The organism is Rhodococcus baikonurensis (assembly GCF_040489275.1).
Taxonomy (GTDB): domain Bacteria; phylum Actinomycetota; class Actinomycetes; order Mycobacteriales; family Mycobacteriaceae; genus Rhodococcus_F; species Rhodococcus_F baikonurensis.
This window is the reverse complement of sequence record NZ_JBEUOQ010000002.1, coordinates 521,739-537,433: the sequence shown is the minus strand read 5'-3', so window position 1 is coordinate 537,433 and position 15,695 is coordinate 521,739. Positions and strand designations below refer to the sequence as shown.

General features: G+C 63.4%; 14 protein-coding genes. 7 read left to right on the top strand and 7 right to left on the bottom strand.

All coding sequences use genetic code 11. From position 1 onward, the window contains the following. Positions 1-18 precede the first annotated feature (18 nt). Positions 19-1,053: a class II fructose-bisphosphatase gene (gene glpX, locus ABWI03_RS06720; protein WP_019744581.1), complete on the top strand. Its 1,035-nt coding sequence runs from the start codon at positions 19-21 to the stop codon at positions 1,051-1,053. A gap of 101 nt (positions 1,054-1,154) precedes the next feature. Continuing rightward, positions 1,155-2,558 (top strand): class II fumarate hydratase, encoded by a 1,404-nt coding sequence (locus tag ABWI03_RS06715; protein ID WP_298775138.1) that lies wholly within the window; start codon positions 1,155-1,157, stop codon positions 2,556-2,558. Between the two features lie 50 nt (positions 2,559-2,608). On the opposite strand, the gene ABWI03_RS06710 is transcribed toward ABWI03_RS06715, so the two are convergent. Together ABWI03_RS06710 and ABWI03_RS06705 are read right to left on the bottom strand one after the other, a co-directional pair. Next, complete coding sequence (locus ABWI03_RS06710; protein WP_166812525.1) at positions 2,609-3,328, bottom strand: NADPH-dependent F420 reductase; 720 nt, start codon at positions 3,326-3,328, stop codon at positions 2,609-2,611. Positions 3,329-3,387: 59 nt separating this feature from the next. After that, positions 3,388-3,843, bottom strand: a complete 456-nt coding sequence (locus ABWI03_RS06705) for a nitroreductase family deazaflavin-dependent oxidoreductase (protein WP_095972193.1) — start codon at positions 3,841-3,843, stop codon at positions 3,388-3,390. A gap of 355 nt (positions 3,844-4,198) precedes the next feature. Here ABWI03_RS06705 and ABWI03_RS06700 point away from each other — a divergent pair, with 355 nt between their 5' ends. The 5 genes from ABWI03_RS06700 (at position 4,199) to ABWI03_RS06680 (ending at position 9,021) form a co-directional block, all read left to right on the top strand. Continuing rightward, positions 4,199-4,765 (top strand): TetR/AcrR family transcriptional regulator, encoded by a 567-nt coding sequence (locus ABWI03_RS06700; protein ID WP_095972247.1) that lies wholly within the window; start codon positions 4,199-4,201, stop codon positions 4,763-4,765. Between the two features lie 96 nt (positions 4,766-4,861). Beyond that, positions 4,862-6,433 (top strand): MFS transporter, encoded by a 1,572-nt coding sequence (locus ABWI03_RS06695; protein ID WP_095972192.1) that lies wholly within the window; start codon positions 4,862-4,864, stop codon positions 6,431-6,433. A 96-nt stretch (positions 6,434-6,529) separates the two neighbouring features. After that, positions 6,530-8,143, top strand: coding sequence for a serine hydrolase domain-containing protein (locus ABWI03_RS06690; protein ID WP_298775133.1), 1,614 nt, complete (start codon positions 6,530-6,532; stop codon positions 8,141-8,143). Positions 8,144-8,160: 17 nt separating this feature from the next. After that, positions 8,161-8,586 carry a limonene-1,2-epoxide hydrolase family protein gene (locus ABWI03_RS06685; RefSeq protein WP_124567076.1) on the top strand — a complete coding sequence of 142 codons (426 nt, stop codon included), beginning with the start codon at positions 8,161-8,163 and terminating at the stop codon, positions 8,584-8,586. Positions 8,587-8,616: 30 nt separating this feature from the next. Next, positions 8,617-9,021 carry a carboxymuconolactone decarboxylase family protein gene (locus tag ABWI03_RS06680; protein ID WP_124567077.1) on the top strand — a complete coding sequence of 135 codons (405 nt, stop codon included), beginning with the start codon at positions 8,617-8,619 and terminating at the stop codon, positions 9,019-9,021. 61 nt (positions 9,022-9,082) lie between these two features. Here the strand turns inward: ABWI03_RS06680 and phoH2 are convergent, their stop codons facing one another. The 5 genes from phoH2 to ABWI03_RS06655 all read right to left on the bottom strand — a co-directional run bounded on the left by phoH2 (position 9,083) and on the right by ABWI03_RS06655 (position 15,646). Next, a complete protein-coding gene (gene phoH2, locus ABWI03_RS06675; protein WP_003945274.1) occupies positions 9,083-10,450 on the bottom strand; it encodes an RNA 5'-3' helicase PhoH2 in 1,368 nt (455 codons plus the stop codon). 275 nt (positions 10,451-10,725) lie between these two features. Further along, positions 10,726-11,445, bottom strand: coding sequence for a helix-turn-helix transcriptional regulator (locus ABWI03_RS06670; RefSeq protein WP_298775124.1), 720 nt, complete (start codon positions 11,443-11,445; stop codon positions 10,726-10,728). 26 nt (positions 11,446-11,471) lie between these two features. After that, positions 11,472-12,905 carry an amidase gene (locus ABWI03_RS06665; protein WP_235169890.1) on the bottom strand — a complete coding sequence of 478 codons (1,434 nt, stop codon included), beginning with the start codon at positions 12,903-12,905 and terminating at the stop codon, positions 11,472-11,474. Between the two features lie 160 nt (positions 12,906-13,065). Next, positions 13,066-14,373, bottom strand: coding sequence for a serine hydroxymethyltransferase (glyA, locus tag ABWI03_RS06660; RefSeq protein ID WP_003945195.1), 1,308 nt, complete (start codon positions 14,371-14,373; stop codon positions 13,066-13,068). 76 nt (positions 14,374-14,449) lie between these two features. Next, positions 14,450-15,646: a DUF885 domain-containing protein gene (locus tag ABWI03_RS06655; protein WP_298775121.1), complete on the bottom strand. Its 1,197-nt coding sequence runs from the start codon at positions 15,644-15,646 to the stop codon at positions 14,450-14,452. Between the last annotated feature and the right edge of the window lie 49 nt (positions 15,647-15,695).

Below are 15,695 nucleotides of genomic sequence, written 5' to 3'. Positions count from 1 at the left end.
CGCCAGGAGGCACCGCACATGACGGCCAGCAGCACTCATCGTGAGACCCCGGACCGTAACCTCGCACTCGAATTGGTCCGAGTCACCGAAGCCGGTGCTATGGCTGCCGGTCGCTGGGTAGGCCGCGGCGACAAGGAAGGCGGCGACGGAGCAGCCGTCGACGCAATGCGTCAGCTCGTCTCCTCGGTCTCGATGCGCGGCATCGTCGTCATCGGTGAAGGCGAGAAGGACGAAGCGCCGATGCTGTTCAACGGCGAAGAGGTCGGAAACGGCGACGGCCCCGACTGTGACTTCGCCGTCGACCCGGTCGACGGCACCACTTTGATGTCCAAGGGCATGCCCAACGCCATCTCTGTTCTGGCTGTTGCCGAGCGCGGCGCGATGTTCGACCCGTCGGCCGTGTTCTACATGGAGAAGATCGCCGTCGGGCCGGATGCCGCAGACGTCATCGACATCAGCGCGCCGATCGCCGAGAACATCAAGCGCGTGGCCAAGGTCAAGAAGGCGTCGGTCTCCGACATCACGATCTGCATCCTGGACCGCCCGCGTCACAACCAGCTGATCCAGGACGTACGCGACACCGGCGCCCGTATCCGTCTGATCTCCGACGGTGACGTTGCCGGCGCGATCGCCGCAGCGCGTCCGGAGTCCGGCACCGACATGCTCGTAGGCATCGGTGGAACGCCCGAGGGCATCATCGCCGCAGCGGCCATGCGCTGCATGGGTGGATCGCTGCAGGGCAAGCTGGCTCCCACCGACGACGAAGAGCGTCAGAAGGCCATCGACGCCGGTCACGATCTCGATCGGATCCTGACCACCGAAGATCTCGTCTCGGGCGAGAACGTCTTCTTCTGCGCCACCGGCGTCACCGACGGCGACCTCCTGCGCGGCGTCCGCTACTACGGCGGCGGCGCCAGCACGCAGTCCATCGTGATGCGTAGCAAGTCCGGCACCGTTCGCATGATCGACGCGTACCACCGTCTCGAGAAGCTGCGCGAGTACAGCTCCGTCGACTTCGACGGCGAAGAGGGCGCGGTTCCCCCGACGTTCTGATGGGCTCCGCCCCGTGAGTGGTTAGGGAGTCCCTGCACTCCTTAACCACTCACGGGGGACGTAGTCCCCTACCCGCTCTCCAAAAGTGGCAATGTGGAGCCATGACGGAGAGCAACGATCAACAGTTCCGAATCGAACACGACACCATGGGCGAAGTTCGGGTGCCCATCGACGCACTGTGGCGAGCACAGACCCAGCGTGCAGTCGAGAACTTCCCGATCAGCGGGCGCCCGCTCGAGCGCACCCAGATCCGCGCAATGGGCTTGCTGAAAGCAGCGTGCGCGCAGGTCAACAAGGACCTCGGACTGCTCGACGCGGACAAGGCCGACGCAATCATCGCCGCCGCGACCGAGATCGCCGAAGGCAAGCACGACGATCAGTTCCCGATCGACGTCTTCCAGACCGGCTCGGGAACCAGCTCGAACATGAACGCCAACGAGGTCATCGCGTCCATCGCGAAGGCCGCCGGCGTGGACGTACATCCCAACGACCACGTCAACATGTCGCAGTCCTCCAACGACACCTTCCCCACCGCCACGCACGTCGCAGCGACCGAAGCAGCGGTCACCGATCTTGTTCCGGCACTGGAACATCTGCATGCTGCACTCGCCACGAAGGCGTCCGAGTGGAAGACCGTCGTCAAATCCGGACGCACGCACCTGATGGACGCTGTGCCGGTCACGCTCGGTCAGGAGTTCGGCGGTTACGCACGTCAGATCGAGGCCGGCATCGAGCGCGTCAACGCAACACTCCCCCGCCTGGGCGAGCTTCCTATCGGCGGAACCGCAGTCGGCACCGGCCTCAATGCTCCGGATGGATTCGGCCCCAAAGTTGTTGCCGAGCTGGTCAAGTCGACAGGCGTCGACGCCCTGACTCCGGCGAAGAACAGCTTCGAAGCGCAGGCCGCGCGTGACGGCCTGGTCGAGGCATCGGGCGCGCTGCGGACCATCGCCGTCTCACTGACGAAGATTGCCAACGACATTCGGTGGATGGGATCGGGTCCGCTGACCGGGCTCGGCGAGATCGCACTCCCCGATCTGCAGCCGGGTAGCTCGATCATGCCGGGCAAGGTCAACCCCGTCCTGCCGGAGGCAACCACTCAGGTTGCGGCGCAGGTGATCGGTAACGACGCCGCGATCGCGTGGGGCGGCGCTGCCGGAGCATTCGAACTCAACGTCTACATCCCGGTCATGGCGCGCAACCTGCTGGAGTCGTTCACCTTGCTGGCCAACGTCTCTCGACTGTTCGCGGACAAGTGCGTCAGCGGCCTGGTCGCGCACGAGGAGCACCTCAAGACGCTCGCCGAATCGTCGCCGTCGATCGTGACCCCCCTGAACTCGGCGATCGGTTACGAGGAAGCCGCAGCTGTGGCGAAGCAGGCACTGAAGGAGAAGAAGACGATCCGCCAGGTCGTCATCGAGCGCGGACTCGTGCCCGACAAGCTGAGCGAGGAAGAACTCGACAAGCGTCTCGACGTTCTGGCAATGGCGAAGGTCAAGGACTGAACAAATAAAAGGGGTGGCGGTTTCCACGTCGGAAACCGCCACCCTTTTCGCTAGGCCGTGGTGGTTGCCCGCCACTCGTCGGTGCGGTCGGGGCTCGCCTCGGCCAATGCCTTCAGTGTCGCTTCGCGATCGAAGTCCTTGCCGTACACGGGAGTTCCGGGCTGCTGACGCCAGGAGTCGTCGATCGTTCCCGCATCGACGGGATCGAAGCCCAACTGGTTGATCAGATCGAAGACGACCTGCTTGTTCGCGTCGTCGTCGCCGGCGACGGGTAGCGCAATGCGCCCCTCTGCACCTTCGGGAAGCCCCTTCTCGAGGAGATGCTTCCACCAGATTCCGTTGAACGCCTTGAATACCGGCACACCCAGGTGCTCCTGCACCCATCCGCTTTCGGTCTGTCCGTCCTCGATGGCGGAGATCAGACCGTCACGCTGTTGCGGGTAGTAATTGTTGGTCTCGATGACCGGGGCACCCGCGACCGCACCGCTGAGGATCCCCGCCGGCAGATCAACCACGTTCTTCTGCGGAATGCTCACGATGACCAACTCGGCACCCTCGGCGGCCTCGGTGCTGCGGACTGCCTTCGCGCCCGTCTCCGCTTCCAGTTCTGCAAGCGTGTCCGGTGTCCGCGAGTTCGAGACGCGCACGTCGTGACCGAGCGCAGCGAGCCTACGTGTGAGCGTGCCACCGATCTGACCGGCTCCGATGATTCCGATGCGCATGACCCTGCTCCTTCGTCGTGTGCAGTGGCGATCGCGCCACCGCTGCATTCGTCAACGACGAGGACGCACCGGGTCATTCCGTACCGACCATTTCAACTCCCGTTGATTCAATCGGTTGACGTATCGAGTGCGAGTCTGATGCGAACGCTGACCGGATCGGTCTGCAATCCGCGAAAGGCAGAGGCCGTCAGTGCCGATCTGATCTTCCCCGACGCAAATGTCTTCACCCTCGCCGGGACGTCGTCGTCAGGCATGATCTCGGCCTGCCCGTCGATCCACTCGCCGCGGCGACGGATCCGAACCTTCGGCGTCGCAGAGATATTGGCGCCCCAACCTGTGTCGATGCCATGCTGCGCAATGACCCACGCCTCGTCGCCGTCGTAGGTGATCGCGACGGGCACTCGGCGGGTCAGACCGGTTCTGCGTCCGACCGTCTCGATCTCGGTCATCAACGACGGCATCATGCCGATCCGATTCAATCCGGTGACCAGTGGATTGGCGAAATACTTCCCGACTGCAACTTCGATTCTTCTTTTTCGTGCAACTGACGTCGGTACCGGCATGTCGTTTCCTCTCCTCCGGAGCTGGTGCTCTCAGCAACAGTGCTCTCAGCAACAGCTCTATACCGCACGATATAACCACTGATCGCGGAGTTCTGCCACCAAGAATCTCCATCGATACCCACCACCTGCATACAACACTTGACTGTGTCTGTCGGTTACATCTAGTCTCAGATTCGTTCCTATACCGATCGACATACTGGGAGGCAGAGATGAACGCACCTCGAGACGCCTCGTCGCCATGACCGGCCCGCAGACGCGTTGTCCGATCGCCGCAGCGCGCCGCAAGTGGGGAGCACCAAAAGAATCAGCAGCACCAGATGAATCGAACCGCACCGTGATTGCATACGATGACGGGATGGCCGACTCCGATTCCCGCACTCTGATGCTGGTCGGCGCCATCAACGCCTTCCGCGAACACGGGATCGCCACGACCTCGCTCACAGAGATCGTCGAACGGTCCGGGGCGCCCCGCGGGTCGGTCTACCACTACTTCCCCGAAGGCAAAGGACAGTTGGCCGGTGAGGCCGTCGCGTACTTCGGCCGGGGCATCAGCGCAGCCATCAGTTCGATGATCGCTCAGTCTTCCCCACCGGAGATCATCGACGCAGTTGTCACGATTTTCCGAAACAGCTTGGTGGAGAGCAATTTCACGTCCTCCTGTCCGGTCGCGGCCGCGGCCGTCGAGGGCTCGTCGACACCGGCCGCGCTGACTGCAGCCGGCGAATCCTTCACTTCGTGGGAATCGCTCCTCACATCGTTCTTCTGGCAGCAGGGACAGCCGTCCGAGACTGCAGCACAGTGGGCAACCGTCGTGATCGCGTCGATCGAAGGCGCAACCCTGATGGCAAAAGCCCAGCACACCACCGCGCCTCTCGATCGCATCGGCGCTCACCTCAAGGCACTGGTCTCAGCCCCGAGCTGACTGACCACCTACTTCCAACCGCTGCTGCCGTTCGCGCAGGAGCAGAGATGGCGTACAAACATGTCTCACACACTTGCACCGGCGCCCTCGGCGCCCATGATGACCAAGTCCCGTCGATTCGCTGCGCTGATCTTCATCTGCCTCGCCGAACTCCTTGTCGTGCTGGACAACACAGTGGTCAACGTCGCGCTGCCGACGATGAGCGTCGACCTGTTCGCCAGCGTCAGCGACCTGCAATGGATCGTCGACGCGTACACGTTGACGTTCGCCGGGTTCCTGCTCACTTTCGGCCACCTGGGCGATCGCTTCGGACGCCGCCGAGTGATGATCATCGGCCTGATCGGCGTCGGCGCGATGTCTCTCGTCGGCGCTCTGGCTTCCAACCTCGAACAGGTGATCATGGCGCGCGCCGCCATGGGTGTCTTTGCCGCGGCTGTCTTCCCGGCTACCTTGGCCATGATCACCAATATCTTCACCGACGCCAGAGAACGGGCCATCGCCATCGCGGCCTGGACCGCAATGGCCGGCTTCGCGATTGCCATCGGCCCGACGGCGGGCGGCTGGCTTCTCGAGCACTTCTCCTGGCACTCGGTGTTCTGGATGAACGTTCCGGCAGCGTTGTTGGTCATCGTCGGTGTGCTGCTGGTTGTTCCGGAATCGAAGGCGCTCCACGTCGGCCGATTCGATTTCGTCGGAACAATCTTGTCGCTCCTCGGCATCGTCATTCTGGTGTGGACCATCATCGACGCACCACATCGTGGATGGGTGTCGACGTTCAGCATCACGGGATACCTCTCCGCGACAGTGCTGTTGGGCGCATTCGTCTTCTGGGAACTGCGCACCGATGCACCGATCCTGAACATGAACCTCTTTCGGATCCGACGTTTTTCGTTCCCCGCCTTGGCAATTGCGGTGAGTTACTTCAGCATGTTCGGATTCTTGTTCCTGATCACGCAGTACTTCCAAGGAGTCCGGGAGTACTCGCCGCTCGAATTCGGCATCCACTCTTTGCCTTTCGCTGCAGCTGTTGCCGTGGGCGCCCCAGTCGCCACCTTGGCGGCACAGAAACTCGGCACGACCGCAGTGATGGTGTTCGGCCTCCTCGTCCTCAGCGGCGGGATGTTCCTCGCGGGTCGGACGACCGTCGAGACGCCCTACCTCGGACCCGTCGTGATCTCGATGGTGCTCATGGGTCTTGGCCTCGCAATTGTCCAAGGACCGGCAACCGACTCCATCATGTCCTCGGTGCCCCTCGACGAAGCCGGCGCAGGTTCGGCAGTCAACGACACGACGCGTGAGCTGGGCGGGACCCTGGGCGTCGCCGTCATCGGCTCGATCGTCGCCTCGTACTACACGTCCAAGGTGGCTCCGATCGTCGACGCTATTCCCGACGCCGTGATGTCGGCACAGGAGAAGGGCTTCGCTCGTGAGTCGGTGCTCAGCGTCATCGAGATCCGCTCCCGCGACATCAGTCCGCTCTTCGAGCAGCAGAAGGACAGTCTGATCTACACGATGAAGACCGCATGCCTGGAAGGCTTCGCCATCGCGTCGTACTTCACGGTCGGCGCGGCACTGATCACCGCTCTGCTGGTCGCGTTGTTGCTCCCCTGGAAGCCGGTCACGGAAGGCTCCATTCTCGGCAGTCTGACAACCAAGACCCCGAAGTAGTTACAAGGTTTCCCGATTTGTCCCACTATCAGCCCACGATTCCCGATACTGGATTGACCGAGTGGTACCGACGACAGCCCTGCTAGGGAGAATCTCGTGTCCATCACCAGTAGAAACAGCTCGCTTCTGTCGGCAGCGGCGGTTCCGGTAGTACTGACGGTCGCACTGCTCGCCGGATGCTCGTCCGATTCAGACACCACCTCAGCGCCCGGGCCGGTCGTCAGCGACGCCAGCCCGGGTCTCGACGCCGGGGTGCCGATCCCGGACGGGCAAATCGACGACGCGGTCGGGAAGCTCGACGGCCTCGCGAACGATCTCATGGCACGTTCCGGTGTTCCCGGCATGGCTGTGGCCGTGGTGCACGGAGGTAAGACTGTGTATGCAAAGGGATTCGGGGTTCGCGAGTTGGGTAAGAGCGCCACCGTCGATGCCGACACCGTGTTCCAACTTGCGTCGGTGTCGAAATCGGTAGGGGCCACGGTGGTCGCCCACGAAGTCGGAATCGGGACCGTCGACTGGGACACTCCGGTGATCTCGAAACTTCCGGGGTTTACGCTTGCCGATCCGTGGGTGACCGACCACCTCACGATCTCCGATCTCTACACGCATCGGTCGGGACTACCGGACCACGCCGGCGACGGGCTGGAGGACCTGGGCTACAACCGGGGCCAGGTGCTCGAGAAACTTCGCCAGCTACCGCTCAATCCGTTCCGAATCACATACGAGTACACGAACTTCGGCGTCACAGCCGGCGCGGAGGCCGTTGCCGCTGCGGCGGGCACCGATTGGGAAACGCTGTCGCAGAACACGATCTACGGTCCGCTCGGTATGACGTCGACGTCTTCGCGGTTCGCCGATTACCAAGCCCGAGAAAATCGAACAGTGGGCCACATTCTCGAAGACGGAAAGTACGAGGTAGGGCCGGTTCGGGACGCCGACGCCCAATCCCCCGCCGGTGGAGTCAGCTCCTCGGCGAACGACATGGCCAAGTGGTTGGACATGGTGCTGTCGGGTGGTCAGTATCAGGGGCAGCAGATCGTTCGGACAGATGCGCTCGTGCCCGCGGTCAACCCGGAGATCGTCTCGCGCCACGCGCAGGAAATCGGGGAACGCTCCGGCTTCTACGGCTACGGGTTCAACGTTTCCGACAGCGCCGCAGGCCGTGTCACCGCCAGCCACTCCGGCGCCTTTCTGGTCGGAGCCGGAACGAATTTCGTGACGATTCCCTCCGCTGACGTCGGCATCGTCGTTCTGACCAACGGCACGCCCACCGGCGTCGCGGAGACCTTGACCGCCGAGTTCGCCGACCTGGTGCAGTTCGGGAAGATCACCCGCGAGTGGCGCCCGCTCTACGAAGCGTCGTTTGCCTCACAAACCGATCCCGAGGGCGAACTTGCCGGGAAGACGCCGCCGGCCTCCCCCGCTCCTGCACCACCGACAAACCAATTGACCGGCGACTACGGCAACCCGTACTGGGGTCCCGCACTCGTGACGCAGCAGAACGGTGCGCTGACCTTGACCATGGGTCCCGCGGCCGTGACGTACCCGCTGACCCACTGGGACGGAAACACCTTCACGTTCCCGCTCAGCGGCGAGAACGCACCGGCCGGGACGGTCTCGAAGGCCACCTTCGACGGAAACTCGCTAACCTTGGAGTACTTCGATCACGATCATCTCGGTACCTTCATCCGGGCAACACCCGCCGAATAATCAGCCAAGGACACCCCATGAGTAGTTCGACAGCCACGGTGAACGCAATGTTCGCGGCCCTCACCGATTTCGACGTGGACGCCGCAGCCGAATTGATGACAGACGACATCGTCTGGCAGAACGTCTCGCTCCCAACGCTGCGAGGCAAGAAGACCGTCGTGCGAGCGCTACGGCTGGTCACCAAGCCTTCACTGAAATTCGAGGCGGAGATGCACCACATCGTCGGCGACGAGACCACGGTGCTCACCGAACGCACCGACATCCTCACCGTCGGACCGCTGCGCATCGAATTCTGGGTGTGCGGAACCTTCGAACTGCGTGACGGCAAGGTCTCCGTCTGGCGGGACTACTTCAGTCTGCGAGACGTCGCGTGGGGCGTGGTGACCGCGGTCGGCCGTGCAGTCGTCGGGAACGGGACACGAAGTAGGCTTGCTCCGGCCTGAAAACACCTGCCGAAAGCGAGCGAACCTCCCATGTCCGAGAACACCACGCCTGACTCCTTCGACGCCGGCTTGGCTGTGCGAACCGAAGTCATGGGCGCCGATTTCGTCGACGCAGCTTTCGAGCGCACCCGCGGCACCGACAGCGAAGAACTGCAGAACTTCGTGACGGCCAACGTCTGGGGATCGGTGTGGACGCGCCCGGGACTCGATCGGCGCAGTCGCAGTCTGATCAATCTGGGGATGCTGATCGCGCTGCGCGCCGAGAACGAACTGAAGGGCCACGTACGCGGGGCACTGCGAAACGGCTTGACGCGCACCGAGATCGTCGAAACCGTGATCCATGCGAGCGCGTACTGCGGCGCGCCGGCGGGGCTGGCGGCGATGCGTGTGGTGCAGGAAGTTCTCGACATCGAACTGGGACCGCTGCAAAACTGAAACAACTTCGAACCCACACATCTCCCCGTGCAGACCGAAGTCCGCACGGGGAGATCGCTTCTCAGGAAGTGGGGCCGAACTCCTCGAGCATGTCGGTCACCAACTCGGCGATCGGTGAACGCTCACTGCGCGTAAGCGTGATGTGCGCGAAAAGCGGGTGCCCCTTCAGCTTTTCGATAACGGCCGCAACTCCGTCGTGCCTGCCCACTCGCAGGTTGTCACGCTGCGCGACGTCGTGAGTGAGCACCACCCGCGAGCCGGTTCCCAGACGAGAAAGCACTGTCAGCAGAACATTTCGCTCGAGTGACTGCGCTTCGTCGACGATCACGAACGAATCGTGCAGCGACCGACCGCGAATATGCGTCAGCGGCAACACTTCCAGCATTCCGCGGGCGAGAACCTCTTCCAGAACCTCGGGTGAGGCCAACCCGTCCAGAGTGTCGAAGACGGCCTGAGCCCACGGGCCCATCTTCTCGCTCTCACTACCGGGAAGGTAGCCGAGTTCTTGTCCGCCAACGGCATACAGCGGACGGAAGACGACAACCTTGCGCTGAGTACGGCGCTCGAGAACGGCTTCCAAGCCTGCCGTCAGAGCCAAGGCCGATTTACCGGTGCCTGCCTTACCTCCGAGCGAGATGATGCCGATACTCTCGTCCATCAGGAGATCGAGCGCAATGCGCTGCTCGGCGGAGCGCCCGTGCAGCCCGAACGCCTCGCGCTCGCCGCGCACCAACTGGATGCGCTTGTCGGGAGTCACCCGACCGAGAGCGCTCGACGAACCACCCAACAGGCGAAGACCCGTGTGACACGGCAGATCTCGCGCTTCGTCGAGGTCCAGGAATCCCTCGTTGAACAGCTCGTCGATGTCCGTCGACGCGACGTCCAGTTCGGTCATGCCCGTCCATCCGGAGGGCACGACGTCGTGAGCGTGGTACTCGTCGGCAGGCAGTCCCACCGCGCCTGCCTTCACGCGAAGCGGAATGTCCTTGCTGACGAGGACTACGTCCTTGCCCTCCGCCGCAAGATTCAACGCGCACGCCAGAATCCTCGAATCGTTACTGTCCGTGCGGAATCCGACGGGCAGGACTGCAGGGTCGGTGTGATTGAGTTCGACCTGCAGTGTCCCGTTCTCGGTGCCGATCGGCACCGGACGGTCGAGTCGGCTGTATTCGATCCGGAGATCGTCGAGCATGCGGAGCGATTCTCGGGCGAACCATCCCAGTTCGTGGTGGTGTCGCTTGCCTTCGAGTTCGCTGATCACGACCAGTGGGAGAACCACGTGGTGTTCGGCGAATCGTGTGACAGCCCATGGATCGGACAGTAGTACCGAGGTATCCAAGACGTACGTGCGAAGTGCATCTCCCGAATGATTCCCGGCTGATAGATCAGCCCGGGCCGAGTGGGCAGAGACGGAGCGTGATGCAGTCACGTTGGGCTCCTAGGTCTGCGCGGCACCCGCGCAAACTCAGCTCGCTGGGCCGGACGGCTCTGGTGTCAGGTGACGCTGTGTCAGCTGATACAAGGGCCGGGCGCCGGCCCTCTCGTACTGAGTGTTTCAGTCACGATCAGAACCTCCCGCACAAGTAACTTCTGGTTACTCGTTACTGCCGACGGTACTGCGGATCGGACACTCGCGCCACGGAACGAGCCGCACATCTGGTGAACGCCAGGTAACAAAATGCCACTCGTGTGATTCAGCGTCACTCAGGACTCGATCAGACCCCACTTGGCAGCGCGCACCGCTGCCTGAACCCGCGAATTGGTTCCGGTCTTGACGAAGATGTTCTCGAGGTGGGTGGCGACGGTGCGACGGCTGACGAACAACTTCTCGGCGATCTCGACATTGCCCGCGCCCCTGGCCACCAACTGCAGTACTTGGATCTCCCGCGGGCTCAGATGGACACCATCGAGCGCCACCTGGTCCCCCACGACGCGCGAGCAGGCCGCGCTGGACGCCGCCACCACCTCTCGCACACGATCGACGACGCCGGAATCCGCGAAGCTCATGTGCAGCAATCCGGTCACCTCACGGCCGGAGAACCCCAAAGCGACCGAAGCCCCCTCGGCGTACCCGGACGGCCGGAGAACATCGGTGACCATCTCGACCTGCTCGAATCGTGGCACGTCCTGCCAGAACACGGGCACGCCCGAAGCCTCGCGAATGATGCCGAAGAGATTGCGATCGGCCACGAAGTCGTCGAGCAGGAACTCGAGCACCCTGGCGTCGTATCCGGAACTCGCCAGAGCACGATGCCGTCCGCTCGACGACGGGTCCCGGTACGTGACCGCCGCAGCCGAGTACGCCAGTCCCCGTGCGCGGAGTTCTTCGGCGCACAGGCCGAGAATGCCGTAGGCCCCGGCCGCCGGCGATCGCGGCGCGAACATGTCAGGTCCGGCGCCGCGATCAGGCAGTACAGACGTCATCACACCAATCTAGCCAATCGTGTGAGCTAGGCCACCACCAGTGAATCGGCCGGCTTCTTGTCCGCCCAGGGACGCACCGCTTCGAAGTTCGCGGCAGTCCGTAGAACCAGTGCGTCCTGGCGGTGACGTGCGGCGATCTGCAGCCCCACCGGTCGACCGTCGGCGGTAAATCCGGCGGGCACGGTGATCGCCGGATTGTTGAGCATGTTGTACGGGTAGGTGAAGAGCCAATCGAGCAACTGCTCACGCAGCGACGCGCCTTCGAGCCACGACGGCGCGAACTGACTGAGCGGGAACGTGGCCGAAGCCAAGGTCGGCGAGACCAACACGTCGTAGTCGTTCATGAACGTGGTCCACGTGTCCCACATGACGCCGCGGAATGCGTCGGCCCGCCCGACGTCGACACCGGTGAGCCGCTCGGCCTCGTGCATGATCTCGATCAGGTTGTCGTCGACCTCGCCGCGCTGGTCCTCCCAGTCGAGCAAGTCGTATTCGGAAGCGAAACCGGGAACCCAGATGCCGTTCCACATCGACTCCGACGGATTTCCCCACTGCGGGGTCGCCTCGGTGATCTGGGCACCCAATTCCTCGAATGCCGACAACGCGTCGAGGCACACTGCCAGTACCTCCGGATCCACGTGGCCGAGACCGAGATTCGTCGACCACGCGACGCGAAGCCCCTTCACGTCGCCCTTCGATGCTTCGACATACGAGGTCTCGGCACGCTCGATCGAGAGCGGATCCGCATTGTCCGGCCCGGCCATGATGTCGAGCATGAGCGCGTTGTCAGCGACAGTCCTGGTGATCGGACCGTGGTACGCCCAGTTGTAGAAGCGCCCGGCCAGGATGGTCTGCGGGATGACGCCAGTGGTCGGCTTCAACCCGACGACCCCGCAGAGCGCCGACGGGATACGCACCGATCCGGCGCCGTCACTGCCCTCGGCAAGTGGCCCGAGGCCTGCAGCCACAGCAGCCGACGCACCGCCACTGGACCCACCCGCGCTGTTGCCGAGCTTCCACGGGTTGTGCGTCGGCCCGTACAGGTGGTTGTCGGTGCCACCGTAGTAACCGCTTTCGGGAGTGTTCGTCTTTCCCAGGAACAGTCCGCCGGCGCCCCGCAGCCTGTCCACGACGACGGCATTTCCCGTGGCGATGTTGTCGGCCATCGGCTTCATCCCGAACGTGGTCGGCAACCCGTTCACTGCCGTCAGATCTTTGATCGTGAACGGAACGCCGTGCAGCGGGCCGAGTTTCTCGCCCGATTCCTGCTGTCGTGAGAGTTCGGCCGCGTCGCGGGTGACCTGCTCACGATCGAACTGCACTATCGCGTTGATCGACGGATTGACGGCGTCGACGCGCTGGATCATCGCTTCGGCAATCTCGTTGGGCGAGAGACTGTTCGACGCAACCGACGCCGCCATCTCGGTAGCGGAGAGCCAATGCAGATTCTGTTCGGTCATGGGGTTTCCTTCGCCGGAGGGGTGATGCTCTCAGGCTAGGAAGCGCCGCACTCGGCCACCATCGGTCATGTGACCGATGCCACAACTCCGTGAACCGCCCATCCATGAACACCGACGGCCCGGCCCCTCGAAAGGGACCGGGCCGTCGGTGAAGAAATTCCTAGACGTTCTTGCTGAGCAGGCCCCAGTTCTCGAGACCGTCGTAGAGCGGAAGGTCGAGAGCGAGCTTGGCCACACGCGCACGCAGCGCCGGCAGATCCGCGTTGCCGGCCAGAGCGGTACCGATGATGTCGGCGACCTCGGTGAACTCGGCATCGCCGAATCCGCGAGTGGCCAACGCAGCGGTACCGATGCGCAGACCGGAGGTGGTCATCGGCGGGCGGGGATCGAACGGAACAGCGTTGCGGTTGACCGTGATGCCGATTTCGTGCAGAAGGTCCTCACCCTGCTGGCCGTCGAGCTGCGAGTTACGCAGGTCCACGAGAACGAGGTGAACGTCGGTGCCGCCGGTCAGAACGCTGATGCCCTGATCTGCGACGTCCTTGTTGCCCAGACGCTCGGCCAGGATGCGCGCACCGGAAAGGGTGCGTGCCTGACGATCCTTGAACTCTTCACCGGCAGCGATCTTGAAGGTGACTGCCTTGGCCGCGATGGCATGCATGAGCGGACCGCCCTGCTGACCGGGGAAGACAGCGGAGTTGAGCTTCTTGGCCCACTCCTTCTTCGCCAGGATCAGACCGGAACGCGGTCCACCGAGGGTCTTGTGGACGGTCGAGGAGACGACGTCCGCGTACGGGACGGGCGACGGGTGCAGGCCGGCCGCCACCAGTCCGGCGAAGTGAGCCATGTCGACCCACAGGTACGCCCCGACCTCGTCGGCGATCGCACGGAACGCCGCGAAGTCCTGCTGACGCGGGTACGCGGACCAGCCGGCGACGATGACCTTCGGCTTCTCGGCGAGGGCGATCGAGCGCACCTCGTCCATGTCGATGCGGTGATCTTCCTTGCTGACGCCGTAGGACGCGACGTCGTACAACTTGCCGGAGAAGTTGAGCTTCATGCCGTGCGTGAGGTGACCGCCGTGTGCGAGGTCGAGGCCGAGCAGCTTCTCACCCGGGTTCATCAGAGCCATCAGGACAGCAGCATTGGCCTGTGCGCCCGAGTGCGGCTGAACGTTGGCGAACTCCGCACCGAAGAGTTCCTTCGCACGGTTACGCGCAAGATCCTCGATGACGTCGACGTGCTCGCAACCGCCGTAGTAACGACGTCCCGGGTAGCCCTCGGCGTACTTGTTGGTCAGGACGCTGCCCTGAGCCTGCAGAACCGAGCGGGGAACGAAGTTTTCCGACGCGATCATCTCGAGCGTGTCGCGCTGACGAGCCAATTCACCAGCCATCGCTTCGGCGACTTCGGGATCGAGTTCGGCGAGTGATGCAGAGTTGACGTCGGAGCCGGGCACAGCGGTCATCGAGGAATCTCCAAGCTGGATGCGGAAACGAATGCGTCCAGTCTACGAAGTTCGCTCCCGCCGTCTCCACCCGGCACTAGGCAGCACGCAGAGAGCTGGGGACCAGCGGCTCGTCGAGCAGCCTGCGGAACCGTTCGGTGCGCTCTGCGCCCACCGGCACCTCGTCCAGCCAGCCCCCGAGCAGCCGGTATCCCTCGACATATGTGCTGGTGTAAGCGCGCCACAGCGGTGACGAGAGGAACTTGAGCGATTGGCGAGCGCGTTCCGGCGTCGACAGCGACCACCGTTCCAGGAAGAGGGCAACGTCGTCGAGGCTGCGCCCCTCGTCGTGCAACATCAGAGCGGCGTCCTGACGAACGCTCAGCAGTTGCCCCGACGCGGTGGAGAGCCGTTGCGCCTTTTCGCCGTCGAAAGACAATCCGAGGTCGGCGTAGATTTCCTGCGCCCACAAACCCCAGTCCGGGCCGACTATCGCTTCGAGCGCCAGATCCGCGAGGCCTTCGGCCATGATGCACTGCGGCGTGTTGACCAGAAACAGCGTCTGCTCGAGTTGGCCGGTTCCGACGAGGCCGGCTTCCTTGCGGCAGTGCTCGGTGTGATGGCCGGGGTAGGACTCGTGCGCGATCAGCCGCGGCAGGTTGGCCATGAACTGCGGCAGATCCGAATTGATCGCGACCTTGGAGCGGTAGTCACCGAGGTAGTAGTTGAAGCCGGACCACGGCTTGTCCCCCACCACTTCGTATTCGACGGTTTCCGACGCGGGGAGCCCGAAGGTGCCGCGAACCAGATCACGCAGCGCGCTCGACATCGCCTCGACGCACTCGTTCAGTCTCGCCGCAGGGATCTCGTCGGCCTTGCGATGCGCCTGCACCCGCTCGGCCAACGGTCCCGGACCGGGCAGAACTTCACCCATCAACCGGTGTGCGTCGCTGTAGGCATCCTCGTTTCCCTTGTCGATTCGTACGTCGAAATACGCCTCCACCTCGTCCACGAAGCCGATGTCCTCACCCGCGAACTTGCGCCCGGAGCATTCCAGGGCACGCAGGTGAACGTCGATGAAGTGGGCGCGCTCGGCGTTCAGACCACTTCCGGCCAGTTCGCCCCGCAATTCACGTGCCGTGCGGGCAAGTTCGCGCGGATCGGGCTTCGGGGCACTCTCGACCTGCTTACGCAGCGCCGGGTCACCGGTGAACGCGTCGACGAACCCGTCTTCGAGACGGTCGAAACCCAGTCCGAGCAGCAGATATTGGCGAACAAGTGTGTCTGGATCCATAACGACCGAGCCTAGTCGCTCGCTCCGGAATGCCACCCGGCGAAAGTCC

Coding starts and splice junctions, on each gene's coding strand:
- ABWI03_RS06715 (WP_298775138.1), top strand. CDS start 1,155: ATGACGGAGAGCAACGATCAACAGTTCCGAATCGAACACGACACCATG.
- ABWI03_RS06670 (WP_298775124.1), bottom strand. CDS start 11,445: ATGACGTCTGTACTGCCTGATCGCGGCGCCGGACCTGACATGTTCGCG.
- ABWI03_RS06680 (WP_124567077.1), top strand. CDS start 8,617: ATGTCCGAGAACACCACGCCTGACTCCTTCGACGCCGGCTTGGCTGTG.
- glpX (WP_019744581.1), top strand. CDS start 19: ATGACGGCCAGCAGCACTCATCGTGAGACCCCGGACCGTAACCTCGCA.
- ABWI03_RS06685 (WP_124567076.1), top strand. CDS start 8,161: ATGAGTAGTTCGACAGCCACGGTGAACGCAATGTTCGCGGCCCTCACC.
- ABWI03_RS06700 (WP_095972247.1), top strand. CDS start 4,199: ATGGCCGACTCCGATTCCCGCACTCTGATGCTGGTCGGCGCCATCAAC.
- ABWI03_RS06655 (WP_298775121.1), bottom strand. CDS start 15,646: ATGGATCCAGACACACTTGTTCGCCAATATCTGCTGCTCGGACTGGGT.
- ABWI03_RS06665 (WP_235169890.1), bottom strand. CDS start 12,905: ATGACCGAACAGAATCTGCATTGGCTCTCCGCTACCGAGATGGCGGCG.
- ABWI03_RS06705 (WP_095972193.1), bottom strand. CDS start 3,843: ATGCCGGTACCGACGTCAGTTGCACGAAAAAGAAGAATCGAAGTTGCA.
- glyA (WP_003945195.1), bottom strand. CDS start 14,373: ATGACCGCTGTGCCCGGCTCCGACGTCAACTCTGCATCACTCGCCGAA.
- ABWI03_RS06695 (WP_095972192.1), top strand. CDS start 4,862: ATGATGACCAAGTCCCGTCGATTCGCTGCGCTGATCTTCATCTGCCTC.
- ABWI03_RS06710 (WP_166812525.1), bottom strand. CDS start 3,328: ATGCAGCGGTGGCGCGATCGCCACTGCACACGACGAAGGAGCAGGGTC.